Genomic DNA, 19,108 nt, shown 5'->3' on the forward strand with positions numbered 1-19,108 from the left:
GCGTCGATGGATGCATTCCCACGCAGAGCGTGGGAACGATCAGTGTCGCGTGGCGCAGTATAAACGCCGAGTCAGTTCCAACCCGCCCGATCCATCATCCGGATCGCTTCAGCCTGACGCTTGCCCGCCACTTCAACCGGCAACGTATCGGCAACAAACTTGCCCCACGCCGCCACTTCTTCCGAAGGCGCCACCGCCGGGTTGGCCGGGAACTCCTGGTTCACGTCGGCAAAAATCTTCTGCGCCTCAGGCGTGGTCATCCATTCAACCAGCGCCTTGGCCGCTTCCGGGTGCGGCGCATGCTTGGTCAGGCCGATGCCCGACAGGTTCACGTGCACACCGCGATCGGCCTGGTTCGGCCAGAACAGTTTCACCGGCAGCTCCGGCTTCTGCTTGTGCAGGCGACCGTAGTAGTAAGTGTTGACGATGCCGACGTCGCACTGCCCGGCATTGATCGCTTCGAGCACAGCGACGTCATCGGAGAACACATCAGTGGACAGGTTGTTGACCCAGCCCTTGAGGATTTTTTCGGTCTTCTCGGCGCCATGGACTTCGATCATGGTCGCGGTCAGCGACTGGTTGTAGACCTTCTTCGCCGTGCGCAGACACAAGCGCCCTTCCCAGTTCTTGTCGGCCAGCGCTTCGTAGGTGGTCAATTCGCCCGGCTTCACGCGTTCGGTGGAGTAAGCGATGGTCCGCGCGCGCAGACTCAGGCCGGTCCACGCATGGCTGGATGAGCGATATTGCAGAGGAATGTTGGCGTCGATGGTTTTCGAGGTGAACGGCTGGAGGATGCCCATTTGCTCGGCCTGCCAGAGGTTGCCGGCATCCACGGTGAGCAGCAGGTCGGCGGCGGCGCTTTCACCTTCGGCTTTGATGCGCTGCATCAGCGGCGCTTCCTTGTCGGTGATGAACTTGATCTTCACCCCGGTCTTGGCGGTGTAGGCATCGAACACCGGTTTGATCAGTTCATCGATGCGCGACGAGTAAACCACCACCTCATCAGCGGCCTGGGCCGTTGTACTGCCGATCAGGGTCAGGGCCATTGCGGTCAGAAGACGCTTGGGTGCCAACATGGGAGTGGTCTCTCGGTCGGGAAATGTGGGCCAAATGATAAGGACTCACATTTACCACCTCAATCGAACTCTTTTTGAAGGAGTTACCAGATGTTGCACAGTTTGAAAATTGTGGTGCCTGGACAGGCGCCATCGCGAGCAGGCTCACTCCTACATTTGAAATGCGCTCCCCTGTAGGAGTGAGCCTGCTCGCGATGAGGCCATCAGCAGCAACGAAATGATCAAGGTTTGGCGAGGGCCGGAAGATCCCCGGTCAACCCGAGGGCTTCACGCACAAACAGCGCCTTCGCCTCCGGCATCTGCTCCACCAGCTTCAACCCGGCATTGCGCAACCAGCGCACCGGCAACGGATCCGCCTGAAACAGCCGCTCAAACCCTTCCATCGCCGCCATCAACGCGAGGTTGTGTGGCATGCGCCGACGCTCGTAACGGCTCAGCACCTTCACATCGGCCAAACGCTCACCGCGCTCTGCCGCCTGCAACAGCACTTCCGCCAGCACCGCCGCATCAAGGAAACCAAGGTTCACACCTTGCCCTGCCAACGGGTGAATGGTGTGCGCCGCATCGCCGATCAACGCCAGGCCTTCAGCCACATAACGTTTGGCGTGGCGCTGACGCAGCGGCACGCACAAGCGCGGATCAGCGCTGATGACTTCGCCGAGACGCCCCTCAAAGGCACGTTCCAGCTCACGGCAGAAATCCGCTTCCTCCAGCGCCATCAAACGCTCGGCTTCACTCGGTGTGGTCGACCAGACGATCGAACACCAATCCTGCTGCCCGTCACGCTCCAGCGGCAGAAACGCCAATGGCCCGTGATCGGTGAAGCGCTGCCACGCGGTCATCTGATGCGGCCTGCTGCTGCGCACACTGGTAACGATGGCGTGATGCAAGTAATCCCACTCACGCGTCGCCACGCCAGTCAGGCGTCGCACGGCCGAGTTGGCGCCGTCAGCGGCAATCACCAGCGGTGCGCGCAACTGCCGACCATCGGCCAGCGTCAGCAGCCAGTCATCGCCCGAACGGCGCATCTGTTCCAGCCGCGCATTGGCGAGCATGCCCAGATCGCAATCGTGCAAACGGTCAAGCAAGGCGTCCTGCACCACGCGGTTTTCGACGATGTGGCCAAGCACTTCGGCATGCACGCTGCTCGCCGAAAAATGAATCTGCCCGGTGCCGCTGCCGTCCCACACATGCATGTCGGTGTACGGGCTGCTGCGCCGAGCGGCGATGCCATCCCACACGCCGAGGCGTTCGAGAATCCGCTGGCTGGCCGCTGACAGGGCGCTCACCCGCGGTTCAAAAGCAGCTTCGGCGTCGAACGGTTTGACGCTCAGCGGGCTGCCGTCGAGCAGCAGGACTTCCAGCCCGCTGTCCTGCAACGCCAACGCCAGGGCGCTGCCGACCATTCCGGCTCCGACAATCAGCAGATCTGCGCGCATGTCCATGCTTTAAGCCTGTCTCGCTTGCGGCTTGAGCCGCACGTAAAGGGTTTTACCGACCCGCGCCACCAGATTGCCGGCGCCGTCATGAATGTCGACCTGCAACTGCGGCAGGTATTTCTCGCCACTGGCGGTCTGCCGGCGAATCTCGTCGAGCAAGGTTTCGTCGATATTGAAGCGGGCGAACACCGGGCCTTTGCCCGGCGCAATGAAATCGATGTCGGCGGCCTTGTCCCAGACGATGTATTTCGAGCCAAGGTTTTCCATGAGCATCAGCATGAAGAACGGATCGACCATCGAATACAGGCTGCCGCCGAACTGGGTGCCGACGTAGTTGCGGTTGTACCAGCCCAACCCCATCGACACCTGCACATCGCGAAAGTCATCACTGATGTGCCGAACCCGCACACCGGCACCGAGGTACGGCGGGTAGAACGTCATGATCCAGCGCATCAGTCGCGCCTTGCCAAATTTGGCGGTCAACCACTTAAGCATCCGGACGCGTTCCCAAACCCATGGCCTGACGCGCAAACCAGCGCTTGGCCGGCGGCAACAGGTCGAGACCGAGCAAGCCGATATTACGGCCCAGCGAAACCAGCGGCTGCGTGCTGCCGAACAGGCGCGTGACCTGATCGGAAAAACCGACGGTAAGGTCCTGATCAAGACGCTGACGCTCGCGATACGCCTGCAACGTGGCGAAATCGCCCAGCGGTTTGTCGCTGGCCAACAGCGCAGCGGCCAAGGCATCGGCATCGCGCAACGACAGGTTGAAACCCTGCCCGGCAATCGGGTGCAGGCTGTGCGCCGCGTTGCCGAGCACGGCCAGATGCGAACGCACTTGCTCTTCGGCCTCGACCAGCGTCAGCGGATATAAATGCCGCGCACCAACCTGTTTCAGCGTGCCGAGGCGATAACCGAACACGCCCTGCAATTCGCTGAGGAAATCACGCTCGCTCAAGTCAGCCAAACGCTGCGCGTCCATGCCCAAACGGGTCCAGACCAAGGCGCAGCGGTTTTCCGGCAGCGGCAACAGCGCCATCGGCCCTTCGTCGGTGAAACGCTCGAAAGCCATGCCGTTGTGCGCTTCGCTCGGGGTGATGTTGGCGATCAGCGCGCTCTGGTTGTAAGGACGCTGGCGCACGTTGATGCCCAACTGCTCGCGCAATCCGGAGCGACCGCCATCGGCGAGCACTGCAAGGTCGCATTCGAGGGTGGTTTCATCGTTGAGGGTCAGGCGATAGCCGTCGGGCAACGGTTCCATGCGCGTGACTTCCGCCGGGCAGCGCCAACTGATCACGTCTTTATCGACGTGCTGCCACAAGCAATGGCCGAGCCAAGCGTTTTCCACCACATAACCGAGCGCCGGCACGCCCTCTTCCATCGCCGACAAACGCGCGGTGGAGAAGCGGCCACGATCGGAGACGTGAATCTGTTTGATCGGTTCGGCACGGCGGGAGATTTCCTGCCACACGCCCAAGCGTTGATAAATCTGTCGCGAGCCGAAGGACAGCGCCGACGAACGTGCGTCGTAGCTCGGCTGCCAGCTGTCACCAGGAGCGAACGGTTCGATCAGCACGATTTTCCAGCCGCGCGCCTTGGCCCCGGCCTGCAAGGCCAACGCCAGACTGGCGCCGACCAGACCGCCACCGATGATTGCCAGATTGACTCGACTCATGCCGCGTGTGTCCTTGCTTGTGCCATCAGCGCTTCGATGTCGGCGACGGTTTTCGGTACGCCGGTGGTGAGGATTTCACAGCCTGTCTTGGTCACGACCACGTCGTCCTCGATACGCACGCCAATGCCGCGCCATTTCTTCGCGACGTTTTGATTGTCCGGGGCGATGTAGATGCCCGGCTCCACCGTCAGCGCCATGCCGACTTCCAGCACGCGCCATTCGCCGCCGACCTTGTACTCGCCGACGTCGTGAACATCCATGCCCAGCCAGTGGCCGGCGCGGTGCATGTAAAACGCTTTGTAGGCTTCGCTGGCGATCAACTCGTCGACCTCGCCCTGTAACAAACCGAGTTTCACCAGCCCTGAGGTGATCACCCGGACAGTAGCCTCGTGCGCCTGATTCCAGTGCTTGTTCGGGGCGATTTCGGCGAACGCGGCTTCTTGCGAGGCCAGCACCAATTCGTAGATCGCTTTCTGCTCAGGCGAAAACTTGCCGTTGACCGGCCAAGTGCGGGTGATGTCGCTGGCGTAGCAGTCGATTTCGCAACCGGCGTCGATCAGCACCAGATCGCCATCCTTGAGCAGCGCGTCATTCTGCTGGTAATGCAGGATGCAGCTGTTGCGCCCGGCGGCGACGATCGAACCGTAGGCCGGCATTTTCGCCCCGCCCTTGCGGAATTCGTAATCGAGCTCGGCTTCGAGGCTGTACTCGTAGAGCCCGGCCCGACTGGCCTGCATAGCGCGAATATGCGCCTGCGCCGAGATCCGTGCGGCTTCGCGCATCACCTTCACCTCTGCCGCCGATTTATACAGGCGCATGTCGTGCAGCAGATGATCCAGCGCAACGAATTCGTTCGGCGGCTGGGCACCGAGGTGCGCCTTGGAGCGGATCACGTTGATCCAGTCCATCAGATGCCGGTCGAATTCGGGGTTGCTGCCCATCGCCGAATACACCCGGTCGCGGCCTTCGATCAGGCCCGGGAGAATGTCGTCGATGTCGGTGATCGGGAAGGCGTCGTCGGCGCCGAAGTCGCGGATCGCACCCTCTTGTCCTGCGCGCAAGCCGTCCCACAATTCGCGTTCGGCGTTGCGTTCACGGCAGAACAGCACGTATTCACCATGCTCGCGGCCGGGCATCAAGACGATGACGGCTTGCGGCTCGGGAAACCCGCTGAGGTACTGAAAGTCGCTGTCCTGACGGTAGACGTGCTCGACGTCGCGGTTGCGTATCGCCACCGCGGCGGCCGGCAGGATCGCGATGCTGTTGGGTTCCATCTGCGCCATCAGGGCCTTGCGGCGACGGCTGTATTCCGCTTTGGGGATATGGGTCATGGGCAGATGGCTTTCCCTGGCACGCGATTAATGCAGCGACGGCTTGGCGGCTGGCGGCACGTCGGCTTTCTTGGTTTCCGAGAACAGCAGCAACGGCGCGACGCGCAGGTACTCCATGACTTCCATGTAGTCGGTCTCGCCGTCTTCGGATTCTTCAAGGGCGTCTTGCACCTGGGAAATGGCGGCCAGATCCTGCAACACTTCGGTGGCTTCAGTGCTGAGCATGCTGCTGTCGCGGCAGTTCAGGCCGAAACCGCTGAGGAAGCCCTGGCACCACTCGCCCAGTGCAGCGGCGCGGTCGGCCAGCGGTGCGTCATCGGTCGGCAGCAGCAGAACGACGGTAACGTCGTCGCCGGTCAGCTCGCCTTTGACCATCTCTTGCAGGCCGATCAGGGCGTTGCGGACGTTGTCCTGGATATCGCCTTCGAGCAGTTCGGCGGCGTCGATCAACCAGCCTTCGTTATCGAAGCCGGCACCGGCGCAGCTGCGTCCGAGCAGTACGCCATGCAGTTCGGCAGGCGAGACGTTGTGGCCGCTGGAGGTCAGCAGGGTGGCAAAGGCTTGGTACGGGGAATTCGCAATGGTCATGGGCAGCTAGGCGCCAGACGGCGCTATGTCTAGAATGAAGGCCTTGTATCCTACATCGACAGACTCGCCAAGACTATTAAAGGCTGTCCGCCAGCTATCCCATCAGACAGACTCCAACTCAGTGGACACAATGGAAGACACCGACCTGCAAGCGCTGATGGCCAGACTCGAACTGCTGATTGGTCGAGTCGAGCAACTAAAGAGTCAAAACGCACTCTTACTAGCTCAGGAAAAAACCTGGCGCGAGGAACGCGCTCACCTCATTGAAAAAAACGAAATCGCCCGGCGTAAGGTCGAATCGATGATTTCGCGCCTCAAGGCCCTGGAGCAAGACTCATGAGTTCAAGCAATAGCGTCACCGTGCAGATCCTCGATAAAGAGTATTCGATCATCTGCCCGCAGGAAGAACGCAGCAATCTGGTCAGCGCCGCGCGCTACCTGGATGGCAAGATGCGCGAGATCCGCAGCAGCGGCAAAGTCATCGGCGCCGACCGTATCGCCGTGATGGCCGCGTTGAACATCACCCACGACCTCTTGCACAAAGAAGAGCGCCCGGACATCCAGGCCAGTGGTTCGACCCGTGAACAGGTGCGCGACTTGCTTGATCGTGTCGATCTGGTGCTCGCCGACGATCAGAACACCACCAAGGGCTGATTCGACTGGCCGCTTGCGGTATACTCGCGGCACTCCCTGGGGTGCTTGCCAGTTGACGATGTCCCTGAGCCGATTCGCACTACCCTGGAAGTTGCACGTTGGGCTGGTGTGCATGTCCGCTAGACGGAAAGCCTTAAAGTCTACTGCATCTTCCACCTTGAACTTTCGGGTTCAAGGGCTAAGTTGACAGCGGTTCATCCGGGGAGCCTGATTCGAATCCGATGTCGGTGAAAACCGCCATCGGATTTTTTATGCGTACGTTTTCGTCCAACCTGCCGAAGCCGAACCATGACCGAACCCGCGCTGCTGCCCCGCCCGCAACTCCGCCGCCTGCTGCGCAAGGCACGCCGCGCACTGAGCAAAAGCGAACAACGCCAGGCCGCCAAAGGCCTGTATCGGCAACTGGCGCAAGACCCGCATTTTCGCCGGGCCAAACATATCTCTCTGTATCTGCCCACCGACGGTGAAATCGATCCGCGCCTGCTGCTGCGTGAAGCGCAGCGTCGGGGCAAGGCCACCTATCTGCCGGTGCTCAGCGCCTGGCCGCGTACCAAAATGGTCTTTCAGCGCATCCGCCCCGGCGAGAAACTCCAACCCAACCGCTTCCGCATTCTCGAGCCACGGGCCAATCTGGCGCAGCAGCGCAAGGTCTGGGCGCTGGATCTGGTGTTGTTGCCACTGGTGGGTTTTGACGATGTTGGCGGGCGACTGGGGATGGGCGGCGGTTTCTATGATCGCAGCCTGGCGTATCTGGCGCGGCGCAAAAGCTGGCGCAAGCCGACGCTGCTGGGTCTGGCCCATGAATGTCAGAAAGTCGAACGCTTGGCGCAGGCAAGCTGGGATGTACCGTTACAAGGCACGGTCAGCGACAAGGCGTGGTATTTCGCGGGATAGGACGCCGCGCAGAACAGCGGCGTCGAGAATGCAGTTTCAGCGCTTGAACGCGGTCGACTGTTGCACCTGTTGCGCGATTTCAATCGGCGCGTCGGCCTTGTTCGACCAAAGGCTCTGCGCGTAACCGGTAGTCACGACGCCCAGGCCAAACAAAATTACCAAAGTCCATAGTAGATCCGGTTTGCGTTTCATCGATTGCCCCCCTCAAGGCACATCATCACGATGACAGCAGCGGTTTCCGTTCGTAGGCCGTGCAGCAGCGTCAAGCTTTAAAGGCCGGCATTTTGCGACAACGTGAACCTCTGCGCAAACGCTGACGTCAACCGACCGTCGGTTTGTCATAAAATTGCCCGACAACCTGCCCAATGACCGTTTCAGGAGCACACGACATGGCCTATTGGCTGATGAAATCCGAACCCGACGAACTTTCGATCAAAGGTCTGGAAAAGCTCGGCAAAGCGCGCTGGGACGGGGTTCGCAACTATCAGGCGCGCAATTTCCTGCGGGCGATGGCGGTGGGCGATGAGTTCTTTTTCTACCATTCCAGCTGCCCGGAGCCGGGAATTGCCGGGATTGGCAAAATAGTCGAAGCGGCGTACCCGGATCCCACCGCACTGGAGCCGGAGAGTCATTACTTCGATCCCAAGGCTACCCCGGAGAAAAATGCCTGGAGTGCGATTGACGTTGAACACGTCGAGACGTTTGCGCGGGTGTTGAAACTGGATTATCTGAAGCAGCAGACGGCGCTGGCGGAGATGCCGTTAGTGCAGAAGGGGTCAAGGTTGTCGGTGATGCCGGTGACGCCAGAGCAGTGGGCGGCGGTGATTGCGCTCAAGCCTTGAAGAATATGTTGCCTGAAACATCGCCATCGCGAGCAGGCTCACTCCTACAGGGGAACGCATTCCAACTGTAGGAGTGAGCCTGCTCGCGATGGGGCCAGCCCGGACAACGAATGGCTTATTGAATGATCAGGTTGTTGAACAACAGATCTTCAACCACCGGCTTGCCGGTCTCGTCATTCATCACTTGCTGGGTCTGCTTCAACGCTTCCTGACGCAGCTTCTCTTTACCTTCGATGCTGCCCATCGCCTCGGTGGTCTGCTGCGTGAACAGCGCCACCAGTTGATTGCGGATCAACGGTTCGTTGGCCTTGACCAGTTTGGCCGACTCCTCGCCGGTCACACGCAGCGCCACGTCAGCCTTGTAGACCTTGAGCTTCGGCGTGCCATCGAGCCCGTAATTACCCACGAACGGCGGGCTCAGGGTGATATAGCTCACCTTTGGCGCTTCACCTTCTTTGGCTTCTTCGGCCAGCGCTGCCACAGGCAGAGACAGGGCCAGCAACAACATGATCCACGCTTTCACAATTCGCTCCTTTTCCGGTTTGCGGCCTAGCATAACGACCCGCCGCGCAAGCACAAGCTATGGCTGACTATCAGGGTCGGGCATGCTCGTTGACCCGTTGACTGACACACCTACACTTATCGGCCATCACTCCCAAAGGAATAGCCCTGATGAAAGCCGTGCTGTGCAAAGCCTTCGGCCCTGCCGAATCGCTGGTGCTGGAAGAGGTCGCCAGCCCCGCCCCGAAGAAGAACGAAATCCTGCTGGACGTGCACGCCGCCGGGGTCAACTTCCCGGACACGCTGATCATCGAGGGCAAGTACCAGTTCAAACCGCCCTTCCCGTTCTCGCCAGGTGGCGAAGCGGCTGGCGTGGTGCGCGAAGTCGGGGAAAAGGTCAGCCACCTCAAGGTCGGCGACCGCGTCATGGCCCTGACCGGTTGGGGCAGCTTTGCCGAACAGGTCGCGGTGCCGGGCTACAACGTGCTGCCGATTCCGCCGTCGATGGACTTCAACACTGCCGCCGCCTTCAGCATGACCTACGGCACTTCGATGCACGCGCTCAAGCAGCGCGCCAACCTGCAACCGGGCGAAACCTTGCTGGTGCTCGGCGCATCCGGCGGCGTCGGCTTGGCGGCGGTGGAGATCGGCAAAGCCATGGGCGCCCGCGTGATTGCCGCCGCCAGCAGCGCGGAAAAACTCGCCATAGCCAAAGCTGCCGGCGCCGATGAGCTGATCAACTACAGCGAATCGAACCTCAAGGACGAAATCAAACGCCTCACCGACGGCCAGGGTGCCGACGTGATTTACGATCCGGTCGGCGGTGATCTGTTCGACCAGGCCATCCGCGCCATTGCCTGGAATGGTCGCCTGCTGGTGGTCGGCTTCGCCAGCGGGCGCATCCCGGAACTGCCGGTCAACCTTGCTCTGCTCAAGGGCGCGGCAGTGCTCGGCGTGTTCTGGGGCTCCTTCGCCCAGCGCCAGCCGCAGGACAACGCGGCGAACTTCCAGCAGTTGTTCGGCTGGTTCGCCGAGGGCAAGTTGAAACCGCTGGTGTCGCAGGTCTATCCATTGAGCGAGGCGGCGCAGGCGATCAATGATCTTGGGCAGCGCAAGGCTGTCGGGAAGGTTGTGGTTCAGGTTCGCTAATCAAAAGACCAAAACGCTTCAATTGCCGGGCGACCCCGCAACATCGCCCGGCATCAGTTGCTCCTGCACCTTCTCACTACGCGACTCAATCAACTGCCCCTTGTCGTCGAAGTGCAAAACAATCAGCCAGTCATAAACATCCACCGGCCATTTCGGCTGGCCGATCAGTGCCGGGCCGTTGCCGCCGAATGCGGCTATGAGTTTGTTGATGTGGCCATGGTGCCAGGCGATCAGCACGGTTTTCGCCTGATTGTCCTTGCGTAGCAGGCTGACCAGTTTGTCGACGTCGTTATTGGCGAATGGCTGTTCGATGGGCAGTTGCAGGCGTTGCGCCAGCGGCATCAGCGTCTGACGGGGACGGATGCTTTGCGCGCTGTCAGCGGTGGCGATCAGGCGTTGCGGGGTCAGTGTTTCGTCGCGCAGTTTCAGCGCAGTGAAATAGTCGGCGTAGGCGGCAGCGCGCTGTTGACCTTGGGCATTGAGCTCTCGGCCCACGTCCGGTTTTTCCGCATGACGGACGATCAGCACGGTGACATTGCGCAGCCCCGATCCGCCAGATCCCTGAGCAAAACTCAGCGCCAGAACCGAAACGGTAACGGCGACCACCATCAGCAATCGGGGCAATAACCTGCGAATCTTCGGGGCCATCATTTATCTCTGCGCGATCAGTCGGTGGATTGATCGCGAGTCTAAGACACAACGCCTCGACCACTACAAAAACGCCCCGTTCTTACAGCTGAGCGACAGGTTCGTAAAAGAACGCGCGACTTCCAACATTTTCCGCTATTTGCTCGATGCGAACCGGTGCTATTTTCGGTAACGAAACTGTAACATTCGCATCCGCAGTCAAAACAAGAAATCTGGAGCTCTTGAATGTTTGCTTTCTTTCGTCCTGCCGCACATCAGGCTCCATTGCCTGAAGAAAAAATAGACAGCACGTACCGACGCCTGCGCTGGCAGATCTTCGCCGGTATTTTCATCGGTTACGCGGGTTATTACCTGCTGCGCAAAAACTTCTCCCTGGCCATGCCGTACCTGATCGACGAAGGCTACAGCCGCGGTGATCTGGGCCTGGCGATGTCGGCCATCGCCATCGCGTATGGCTTGTCGAAATTCCTCATGGGCCTGGTGTCCGACCGTTCCAACCCGCGCTTCTTTCTGCCGTTCGGCCTGCTGGTCTCGGCGGGGGTAATGTTCGTGTTCGGTTTCGCGCCTTGGGCGACGTCCAGCGTGACCATGATGTTCATCCTGCTGTTCATCAACGGCTGGGCCCAAGGCATGGGTTGGCCGCCAAGTGGGCGGACCATGGTGCACTGGTGGTCGCAGAAGGAACGGGGCGGCGTGGTGTCCGTGTGGAACGTGGCGCACAACGTCGGCGGCGGCCTGATCGGCCCGTTGTTCCTGCTCGGCATGGGCCTGTTCAACGACTGGCACGCGGCGTTCTACGTACCGGCAGCCGTGGCGCTGGGCGTGGCGGTGTTCGCCTTCATCACCATGCGCGACACCCCACAATCGGTCGGCTTGCCGCCGATTGAGAAATACAAGAACGATTACCCGGAAGGCTACGATTCCAGCCACGAAGACGAATTCAGCGCCAAGGAAATCTTCGTCAAATACGTGCTGCGCAACAAAATGCTCTGGTACATCGCGCTGGCCAACGTTTTCGTTTATCTGCTGCGCTACGGCGTGCTGGACTGGGCGCCGACCTACCTGAAGGAAGCCAAGGGTTTCACCGTGGATAAAACCTCGTGGGCCTATTTCTTCTACGAGTGGGCGGGTATTCCGGGCACGCTGCTGTGCGGCTGGATGTCGGACAAGATCTTCCGTGGCAACCGTGGCCTGACCGGCATGGTGTTCATGGCGCTGGTGACCGTTGCGACACTGGTTTACTGGCTGAATCCGGCCGGCAACCCGATGGTCGACATGATCGCCCTGCTGTCGATCGGCTTCCTGATCTACGGCCCGGTGATGTTGATCGGCTTGCAGGCACTGGAGCTGGCGCCGAAGAAAGCCGCCGGCACCGCTGCGGGTTTCACCGGTCTGTTTGGTTATCTGGGGGGTTCGGTCGCGGCCAGTGCGGCGATGGGCTACACCGTTGACCATTTCGGCTGGGACGGTGGTTTTGTCCTGCTGGTGGGCGCTTGCCTGTTGGCGATGGCCTTCCTGGCCCCGACCCTGCGACACAAGAATGTCGCGAGTCAGAGTCGTGAAGCGGTCGCTTGATCGCTTGGTGATTTACAGCGCTTGAGCCGCGCCTCCAGATTGCGGTCTGGCATGGCGTGGCTGCGCAGGGCGTGTGCGGTCTGCTCGACATAATCGCGAGTGGTGCCGTAACGCCCGCTGGCGCTCTCGAACACCTGGCTCAGCACATGATCCGGCAAGTTGCCGGCATAGCTGGGCAGGTGTCGCTCCAACACAAATCCCAAGGCCTGCACCTGGCTACCGTCGGCGAGACGGCAGTTGAGCCAGTGTGGCCGATAGGATGGCACCGGCATCTCGCGTTTCCACAGCGCGTACAGCGCAGCGTCGAGATTGTCTTCCGGCAAGCGATAAGCGAAGCCACTGCACGAACCGCCGCGATCCAGACCAAACACCAGCCCCGGCATTTCCGGGGTACCCCGGTGCTCGTGCGACCACAGATACAAGCCGCGATGGTAGCCGTGCACACGTCCGCGCACGCGCTCCACCGCCGAACACTCAGGCCGCCAGATCAACGAACCATAGGCGAACAGCCACACCGGCCCGCCCTTGTGGCGCGCCATGGTCGATTGCATGGAAGCGAGAAGTTGTTCGTGCGTCAACTGCGGCCCAAGATCGAGCCGCGGAGGGTAATTCAAATTCAGAAAAGCGTTTTCAATGGCGCTCATGGCGAATAGCGTTCAGCTCCCCGCGGGTAAAGAATTACTTAATAGAACGCACCGCTGTAACAATAAGGCACATATGTTTTAAGGCAATTTAAGTGCCATGGCACAGTTCTTAATTGATTGCCTGATTGATATATAACCTAGCGGTATTTATGCAATTACATAAATACCGATCGGCTATATAGAGAGTTATAACGACTCAAGAGCGCGGCTCAAGAGCGCGGCTCAAGAGCGCGGCTCAAGAGCGCGGCGCGTAGGCAAATACATCGGCGCGCATTTGATGAGCGTCCATCCCCGCCTCAACCAATGCGTCCAGCGTGCCGTAGACCATCGCCGGCGAGCCGCTGGCGTAGACGTGCAAGGGTTTCAGATCGGGGAAGTCTTCACAGACCGCCTCGTGCAACATACCGCAGCGCCCTTCCCAGCCGCATTGATCGCTGACGACCTTGTGCAGGAACAGGTTGGGCAACTTCAGCCATTCGCCCCAATGTTCGATTTCATAGAAATCTTCCGGACGGCGCACGCCCCAGTACAGATGTACGGGATGCTTGAAGCCATTGGCGCGGCAGTGTTCGATCAGCGCGTGAATCTGGCCCATCCCGGTGCCAGCGGCAACCAGTACCAGCGGCCCGTCAGGCAACTCGGCCAGATGGGTGTCGCCGAACGGCAGCTCGACACGCACCATGGCGTTGCGCTGCAGCTGTTCGATCAGGCTCAGTGCACTGGCTTCGCGCGCCAACACGTGAATTTCCAGATCACGCCCGCCGTGCGGTGCCGAGGCCATGGAGAACGCCGACTTTTCGCCGCTCTCGCGTTCGATCATCAAGTATTGTCCAGCGTGATAACGCGGTGGCTTGCCCGCCGGCGCACGCAGGCGCACGCGCCAGGTATCGCCACCGACGTCCCGGCATTCAATGACCTGACACGACAGGCTGCGCACTGGCAGTTCTCCCAGCGCGAGCACGCCATCCCACAGCAGGATGCAGTCTTCCAGCGGCTCGGCTATGCAAGTGTAGAACTCGCCGTGGTCGTGCACCTTGCCGTCCTGGGCGACGCTGCCTTCAACCAGCAGCGCCGCACACACGTGACAATTGCCGTTGCGGCAGCTTTGCGGGCATTCGTAGCCCAGGCGCCGCGCACCATCGAGAATCCGCTCACCGGGCTGTATCTCAAGCACTGCTCCGGAGGGCTGCAGGGTTACACGCATCAATCTATTCCTAACTGATTCCAGATGGCATCGATCCGTTGGGTGACGGCGTCGTCCTTGACGATCACGCGACCCCACTCGCGAGTGGTTTCACCCGGCCACTTGTGGGTAGCATCGAGGCCCATTTTCGAACCCAGGCCGGAAATCGGCGAGGCGAAGTCGAGGTAGTCGATCGGCGTGTTATCGATCATCACCGTGTCGCGCTTGGGGTCCATGCGCGTGGTGATGGCCCAGATCACGTCGTTCCAGTCGCGGGCGTTGATATCGTCGTCGGTGACGATAACGAACTTGGTGTACATGAACTGTCGCAAAAACGACCAGACACCGAGCATCACGCGCTTGGCATGCCCCGGATACGACTTCTTCATGGTCACGATGGCCATGCGGTACGAGCAGCCTTCCGGCGGCAGGTAGAAGTCGGTGATCTCCGGGAACTGCTTCTGCAGGATCGGCACGAACACTTCGTTCAGCGCTACACCGAGAATCGCCGGTTCATCTGGCGGACGGCCGGTGTAGGTGCTGTGGTAGATCGGCTTGATCCGGTGGGTGATGCGTTCGACGGTGAACACCGGGAAGCTGTCGACTTCGTTGTAGTAGCCAGTGTGGTCGCCGTACGGGCCTTCGTCAGCCATTTCGCCGGGATGGATCACGCCTTCGAGGATGATCTCGGCAGTGGCCGGCACTTGCAAATCGTTGCCACGGCACTTGACCAGTTCGGTGCGATTACCGCGCAACAGACCGGCGAAAGCGTATTCGGAGAGGCTGTCAGGCACCGGCGTCACGGCGCCGAGAATGGTCGCCGGATCCGCGCCGAGGGCCACGGACACCGGGAACGGCTGCCCCGGATGCTTCTCGCACCATTCGCGATAGTCCAGCGCGCCGCCACGGTGGCTGAGCCAGCGCATGATCACCTTGTTGCGGCCGATCACTTGCTGACGGTAGATACCGAGGTTCTGACGTTCCTTGTTCGGGCCCTTGGTGACGGTCAGGCCCCAAGTGATCAGCGGACCGACGTCGCCAGGCCAGCAGGTCTGTACCGGCAGCATCGCCAGGTCGACGTCGTCGCCCTCGATGACCACTTCCTGGCACACCGCGTCTTTAACGACTTTCGGCGCCATCGAGATGATCTTGCGGAAGATCGGTAGCTTCGACCACGCATCTTTCAAGCCCTTCGGCGGCTCGGGCTCCTTGAGGAACGCCAGCAGCTTGCCGATTTCGCGCAACTCGCTGACCGACTCGGCGCCCATGCCCATGGCCACCCGTTCAGGCGTGCCGAACAGGTTGCCGAGCACCGGAATGTCGTAGCCGGTTGGCTTCTCGAACAGCAGCGCCGGGCCCTTGGCCCGCAGCGTGCGGTCACACACCTCAGTCATCTCCAGCACCGGCGAGACGGGAATCTGGATGCGTTTCAACTCTCCGCGCTGCTCAAGCTGCTGCACGAAATCCCGAAGATCCTTGAATTTCATTGACGATGGCACCCTCAAAATAGGCGTACATCCTACCTGCTCTGCAGCCCTGTGGCAGCCTGTCGCTGCTTACTTGGCTGCATTCGTCCAGGCCTTGCCGGGGTTTTCCCGGCTCTGCAGGTTGATGAACAACGGTTCCATGATCGGTGCTACCAGCCGCGCGCCAACCTCCGAGAGGTGATTGTCGTCGGTGTACAGCGAGTAGCCCTCGAGTTCGGCGTGACACAGACCGCGCTCATCACACAGCCGTGGTGCCGGGTCGACCACATGCACCGCCGGGTCTTTGCCCAACTCAGCGAACAACTGACTGATGAACACCTGACGTTCGTGGTGGACGGCAACCTGTTGGCCAACGCCCTCGACCGAGCGATCCAGCATCGCCAGTCGCGTCAGGCGATACGGCGGGCTGAACGGCTGTAACGGCGCCTCTTTGACCAGCCAGACGCGATGTCCGCTGGCACGTAATTGTGCAACCCGCGCACGCAGGCCATCGGCCAGACGCTGCTCGGCCGCCGCACGATCGTAACGACCGTCGGGAGTTCTCAGGACGTGGCCCAGGTCGCCATTGGCGTCACCATAGATGTACAGACTCCAGCGCGCGACCAGCACCACATCGCTGACGGTTTTCTCTTTCAGCGCCTGCTCGATGCGGCGGTTGAAATGCGCACACACCGGACCATGCTCCAGACCTTCCACCGGAATGCAGCCGGGGGAACTGGCGAGAATCACGCTGACATCGTGAGCCTTCGCACCGTCGTCGAACACCGGAATCAGCGCCGTCGCATGACTGTCGCCCCAGACCATCGCCTGCGCAGGCAGATTGGCAACGCCAAAATGACAGAACAACTTGTCGTCGGGCGTCTTGTCGTCCGCCAGACAGGCCATCAACTCCGGCCGCCAATCGTGGCCTCGGGCGTATTGCAGGGCCTGGTCGGACAGGCGCCACGGCAAGCCATCGGTCCAGCGCAGGGTTTGTCCGGCCAGCGCCAGCACCAGCACACCCAGAGCACCGGCGAGCAGAATCGGCCGACGACCGGCGAGCAACCGACGCTCGCGGAACGGCGTTTCGATGAATTTCCACGACAGGTAACCCAGCACCAGCGTCAGCAGGATCAGGCCGGCGCTGTCCAGCGCACTGGTCTCTTCGACACTGGCGTAGCTGGAGAATACGAACACCGGCCAGTGCCACAAGTACCAGGAATAGGAGATCAGGCCGAAACCGACCATCACTTTGCTGCTCAGAAATTGACCAACCACCGTCTCGCGATGACCGTTGGCAAAAATCAGCAGCACCACACCGAGCACTGGCAACAGCGCCGCCGCACCCGGGAATGGCGTGGCATTGTCGTAGCCGAACACCGCCAGCAGGATCAGGCCCATGCCGAGCAGGCTCAGCCATTGCGCGGCCATTGGTTTCAGGCGCCAGGCGTGCTTCGGCGCGACCGCCAGCATGGCCCCGGCCAACAGTTCCCAAGCGCGCATCGGCAGCAGAAAGAAAGCTTTCTCAGGATGGTGACTGACCGCCCAGACGCTCAGGCCGAAGGACACCAGCAGTACGCCAAACAGCGCCAGCCGCCAGTGCTTCAGGCGGCTCGACAGCAACGTCAGCAACAGCGGGAAGATAATGTAGAACTGCTCTTCAACCGCCAGCGACCAAGTGTGCAACATCGGTTTGAGATCAGAGGCAACGTCGAAATAGCCGTCCTGACGCATGAACAGGATGTTCGAGACGAACAGCACTTGATAGCGCACCGAGCGCCCCAGCTCTTCGTAATCCTTGGGCGCCATCAGGAACCAGCCCACCGCCAGCACCGCAATGATCATCGCAAACAGCGCTGGCAGAATCCGCCGCGCACGGCGTGCCCAGAACTCGACAAAGCTGAAACGCCCAGCCTGACGCTGGTTCCAGATGATCGAGGTGATGAGGTAGCCGGAAATCACGAAGAATACGTCCACGCCGACAAAACCGCCGGTAAACCCCGGGACGCCAAAGTGGAACAGCACCACGGCGATGACCGCGACTGCCCGCAAGCCGTCGATATCCCTTCGATAAGCGAGTGTGCTCATAAATCTTTAATGCCAATCAATTGGTTATTATTTGTACAGCCTGATTCTCTTGTCTGGAAACGGTCACGTACGCTGTTGCCCATTCTGCAAGGCACAGACCTTACCAGATCGCTAACGTCCCATTGCCCGGACAAAATCCGCGCAAAAAAATGGCGCCCCCGTGGGGACGCCATTTTTACCGGCTCAGCCTGCGATGTTACTTGCGCTTCATCGACAGGAAGAACTCGTCGTTGGTCTTGGTCGTTTTCAGCTTGTCGACCAGGAACTCGATGGCAGCGACTTCGTCCATCGGGTGCAGCAGCTTGCGCAGAATCCACATGCGCTGCAGCTCGTCGTCAGCCGTCAGCAACTCTTCGCGGCGGGTGCCGGAGCGGTTGATGTTGATGGCCGGGAACACGCGCTTCTCGGCGATCTTGCGATCCAGAGGCAGTTCCATGTTGCCGGTGCCCTTGAACTCTTCGTAGATCACTTCGTCCATCTTCGAGCCGGTTTCAACCAGCGCGGTGGCGATAATGGTCAGCGAACCGCCTTCTTCGATGTTACGTGCCGCACCGAAGAAACGCTTTGGCTTCTCGAGAGCGTGAGCATCGACACCACCGGTCAGTACCTTGCCGGAGCTCGGGATCACGGTGTTGTAGGCACGGGCCAGACGGGTGATGGAGTCGAGCAGGATCACCACGTCTTTCTTGTGTTCGACCAGGCGTTTGGCCTTCTCGATCACCATTTCGGCCACTTGCACGTGACGGGTCGGCGGCTCGTCGAAAGTCGAGGCAACCACTTCGCCGCGCACGGTGCGCTGCATTTCGGTCACTTCTTCCGGACGCTCGTCGATCAGCAGCACGATCAGGTGAACTTCAGGATTGTTACGTGCGATGTTCGCCGCGATGTTCTGCAGCATGATCGTCTTACCGGCTTTCGGCGGTGCAACGATAAGGCCGCGCTGACCTTTGCCGATCGGAGCGCACAGGTCGATCACACGACCGGTCAAGTCTTCGGTGGAACCGTTACCGGCTTCCATCTTCATGCGTACGGTCGGGAACAGCGGGGTCAGGTTCTCGAAGAGAATCTTGTTTTTCGCGTTCTCGGGACGATCGAAGTTGATCGTGTCGACCTTGAGCAGGGCGAAATACCGCTCGCCTTCCTTCGGAGGGCGGATCTTGCCAACGATGGTGTCACCGGTACGCAAGTTGAAGCGGCGGATCTGGCTTGGCGAGACGTAGATGTCGTCCGGGCCAGCCAGGTAGGAAGCGTCAGCGGAGCGCAGGAAGCCGAAGCCGTCCTGGAGAATCTCCAGCACGCCATCACCGGAGATTTCCTCGCCGCTGTTCGCGTGCTTTTTCAGCAGGTAGAAAATC

The 19,108-nt window shown here is 60.4% G+C and carries 19 protein-coding genes, 1 other RNA gene and 1 pseudogene (1 of these 21 running past the window's edge); 7 read left to right on the top strand and 14 right to left on the bottom strand.

Going from position 1 to position 19,108, the window contains the following annotated elements; translation table 11 throughout:
* Positions 1 to 71: 71 nt before the first annotated feature.
* From ACIPIZ_RS14005 to ACIPIZ_RS14030, 6 genes are all read right to left on the bottom strand, one after another.
* Positions 72 to 1,076: an extracellular solute-binding protein gene (locus ACIPIZ_RS14005; protein ID WP_401165764.1), complete on the bottom strand. Its 1,005-nt coding sequence runs from the start codon at positions 1,074 to 1,076 to the stop codon at positions 72 to 74.
* A 221-nt stretch (positions 1,077 to 1,297) separates the two neighbouring features.
* A complete protein-coding gene (locus ACIPIZ_RS14010; RefSeq protein ID WP_177430973.1) occupies positions 1,298 to 2,515 on the bottom strand; it encodes a 2-octaprenyl-3-methyl-6-methoxy-1,4-benzoquinol hydroxylase in 1,218 nt (405 codons plus the stop codon).
* Between the two features lie 9 nt (positions 2,516 to 2,524).
* A complete protein-coding gene (locus ACIPIZ_RS14015) occupies positions 2,525 to 3,010 on the bottom strand; it encodes a DUF4442 domain-containing protein (RefSeq protein ID WP_122660211.1) in 486 nt (161 codons plus the stop codon).
* On the bottom strand, positions 3,003 to 4,190 hold the full coding sequence (gene ubiH, locus ACIPIZ_RS14020) for a 2-octaprenyl-6-methoxyphenyl hydroxylase (protein ID WP_122855275.1): 1,188 nt from the start codon (positions 4,188 to 4,190) through the stop codon (positions 3,003 to 3,005). Before ubiH ends, ACIPIZ_RS14015 begins: the two co-directional genes overlap by 8 nt.
* The gene (gene pepP, locus ACIPIZ_RS14025; RefSeq protein WP_064389484.1) at positions 4,187 to 5,521 is read right to left on the bottom strand and encodes a Xaa-Pro aminopeptidase; all 1,335 of its coding nucleotides are present in this window, start codon (positions 5,519 to 5,521) and stop codon (positions 4,187 to 4,189) included. The genes ubiH and pepP overlap by 4 nt, the downstream gene beginning before the upstream one ends.
* A 27-nt stretch (positions 5,522 to 5,548) precedes the next feature.
* Positions 5,549 to 6,109 carry a YecA family protein gene (locus ACIPIZ_RS14030; RefSeq protein ID WP_007911199.1) on the bottom strand — a complete coding sequence of 187 codons (561 nt, stop codon included), beginning with the start codon at positions 6,107 to 6,109 and terminating at the stop codon, positions 5,549 to 5,551.
* 130 nt (positions 6,110 to 6,239) lie between these two features.
* On the opposite strand from ACIPIZ_RS14030, the gene ACIPIZ_RS14035 reads away from it, so the two are divergent.
* The 4 genes from ACIPIZ_RS14035 (at position 6,240) to ACIPIZ_RS14050 (ending at position 7,657) form a co-directional block, all read left to right on the top strand.
* Positions 6,240 to 6,449, top strand: a complete 210-nt coding sequence (locus ACIPIZ_RS14035; protein ID WP_007911197.1) for a TIGR02449 family protein — start codon at positions 6,240 to 6,242, stop codon at positions 6,447 to 6,449.
* Positions 6,446 to 6,763: a cell division protein ZapA gene (locus ACIPIZ_RS14040; protein WP_034151990.1), complete on the top strand. Its 318-nt coding sequence runs from the start codon at positions 6,446 to 6,448 to the stop codon at positions 6,761 to 6,763. Before ACIPIZ_RS14035 ends, ACIPIZ_RS14040 begins: the two co-directional genes overlap by 4 nt.
* A gap of 30 nt (positions 6,764 to 6,793) precedes the next feature.
* Positions 6,794 to 6,972, top strand: a non-coding RNA gene (gene ssrS / locus ACIPIZ_RS14045) — 6S RNA.
* Between the two features lie 79 nt (positions 6,973 to 7,051).
* On the top strand, positions 7,052 to 7,657 hold the full coding sequence (locus ACIPIZ_RS14050) for a 5-formyltetrahydrofolate cyclo-ligase (protein WP_064389485.1): 606 nt from the start codon (positions 7,052 to 7,054) through the stop codon (positions 7,655 to 7,657).
* A 36-nt stretch (positions 7,658 to 7,693) separates the two neighbouring features.
* Here ACIPIZ_RS14050 and ACIPIZ_RS14055 read toward each other — a convergent pair whose 3' ends face one another.
* Positions 7,694 to 7,849 (bottom strand): hypothetical protein, encoded by a 156-nt coding sequence (locus ACIPIZ_RS14055; protein WP_163005287.1) that lies wholly within the window; start codon positions 7,847 to 7,849, stop codon positions 7,694 to 7,696.
* Between the two features lie 197 nt (positions 7,850 to 8,046).
* On the opposite strand from ACIPIZ_RS14055, the gene ACIPIZ_RS14060 reads away from it, so the two are divergent.
* Complete coding sequence (locus tag ACIPIZ_RS14060; protein ID WP_401165768.1) at positions 8,047 to 8,499, top strand: EVE domain-containing protein; 453 nt, start codon at positions 8,047 to 8,049, stop codon at positions 8,497 to 8,499.
* A 115-nt stretch (positions 8,500 to 8,614) separates the two neighbouring features.
* Here the strand turns inward: ACIPIZ_RS14060 and ACIPIZ_RS14065 are convergent, their stop codons facing one another.
* Complete coding sequence (locus ACIPIZ_RS14065) at positions 8,615 to 9,022, bottom strand: flagellar basal body-associated protein FliL (RefSeq protein ID WP_034151993.1); 408 nt, start codon at positions 9,020 to 9,022, stop codon at positions 8,615 to 8,617.
* A gap of 149 nt (positions 9,023 to 9,171) precedes the next feature.
* Here ACIPIZ_RS14065 and ACIPIZ_RS14070 point away from each other — a divergent pair, with 149 nt between their 5' ends.
* Positions 9,172 to 10,149 carry an NADPH:quinone oxidoreductase family protein gene (locus tag ACIPIZ_RS14070; RefSeq protein ID WP_105704627.1) on the top strand — a complete coding sequence of 326 codons (978 nt, stop codon included), beginning with the start codon at positions 9,172 to 9,174 and terminating at the stop codon, positions 10,147 to 10,149.
* Between the two features lie 18 nt (positions 10,150 to 10,167).
* On the opposite strand, the gene ACIPIZ_RS14075 is transcribed toward ACIPIZ_RS14070, so the two are convergent.
* Positions 10,168 to 10,797 carry a flagellar basal body-associated protein FliL gene (locus ACIPIZ_RS14075; RefSeq protein ID WP_401165771.1) on the bottom strand — a complete coding sequence of 210 codons (630 nt, stop codon included), beginning with the start codon at positions 10,795 to 10,797 and terminating at the stop codon, positions 10,168 to 10,170.
* A gap of 225 nt (positions 10,798 to 11,022) precedes the next feature.
* Between ACIPIZ_RS14075 and glpT the strand changes: the two genes are divergently transcribed.
* Positions 11,023 to 12,372, top strand: a complete 1,350-nt coding sequence (glpT, locus tag ACIPIZ_RS14080) for a glycerol-3-phosphate transporter (RefSeq protein WP_105704629.1) — start codon at positions 11,023 to 11,025, stop codon at positions 12,370 to 12,372.
* Here the strand turns inward: glpT and ACIPIZ_RS14085 are convergent.
* The 5 genes and pseudogenes from ACIPIZ_RS14085 to rho form a co-directional block, all read right to left on the bottom strand.
* Positions 12,348 to 13,016, bottom strand: a complete 669-nt coding sequence (locus ACIPIZ_RS14085; RefSeq protein WP_105704630.1) for a gamma-glutamylcyclotransferase — start codon at positions 13,014 to 13,016, stop codon at positions 12,348 to 12,350. The two genes, glpT and ACIPIZ_RS14085, sit on opposite strands and share 25 nt — an antisense overlap.
* 235 nt (positions 13,017 to 13,251) lie before the next feature.
* Positions 13,252 to 14,220 carry a CDP-6-deoxy-delta-3,4-glucoseen reductase gene (locus ACIPIZ_RS14090; protein ID WP_253481429.1) on the bottom strand — a complete coding sequence of 323 codons (969 nt, stop codon included), beginning with the start codon at positions 14,218 to 14,220 and terminating at the stop codon, positions 13,252 to 13,254.
* The gene (gene ubiD, locus ACIPIZ_RS14095; protein WP_034151998.1) at positions 14,220 to 15,686 is read right to left on the bottom strand and encodes a 4-hydroxy-3-polyprenylbenzoate decarboxylase; all 1,467 of its coding nucleotides are present in this window, start codon (positions 15,684 to 15,686) and stop codon (positions 14,220 to 14,222) included. Before ubiD ends, ACIPIZ_RS14090 begins: the two co-directional genes overlap by 1 nt.
* A gap of 69 nt (positions 15,687 to 15,755) precedes the next feature.
* Positions 15,756 to 17,753, bottom strand: coding sequence for an acyltransferase family protein (locus ACIPIZ_RS14100; RefSeq protein WP_401165774.1), 1,998 nt, complete (start codon positions 17,751 to 17,753; stop codon positions 15,756 to 15,758).
* 196 nt (positions 17,754 to 17,949) lie between these two features.
* Positions 17,950 to 19,108, bottom strand: a pseudogene (rho, locus tag ACIPIZ_RS14105) (transcription termination factor Rho) (it continues 66 nt past the right edge of the window).

Source organism: Pseudomonas sp. NPDC087690, assembly GCF_044743175.1.
Classification (GTDB): Bacteria; Pseudomonadota; Gammaproteobacteria; order Pseudomonadales; family Pseudomonadaceae; genus Aquipseudomonas.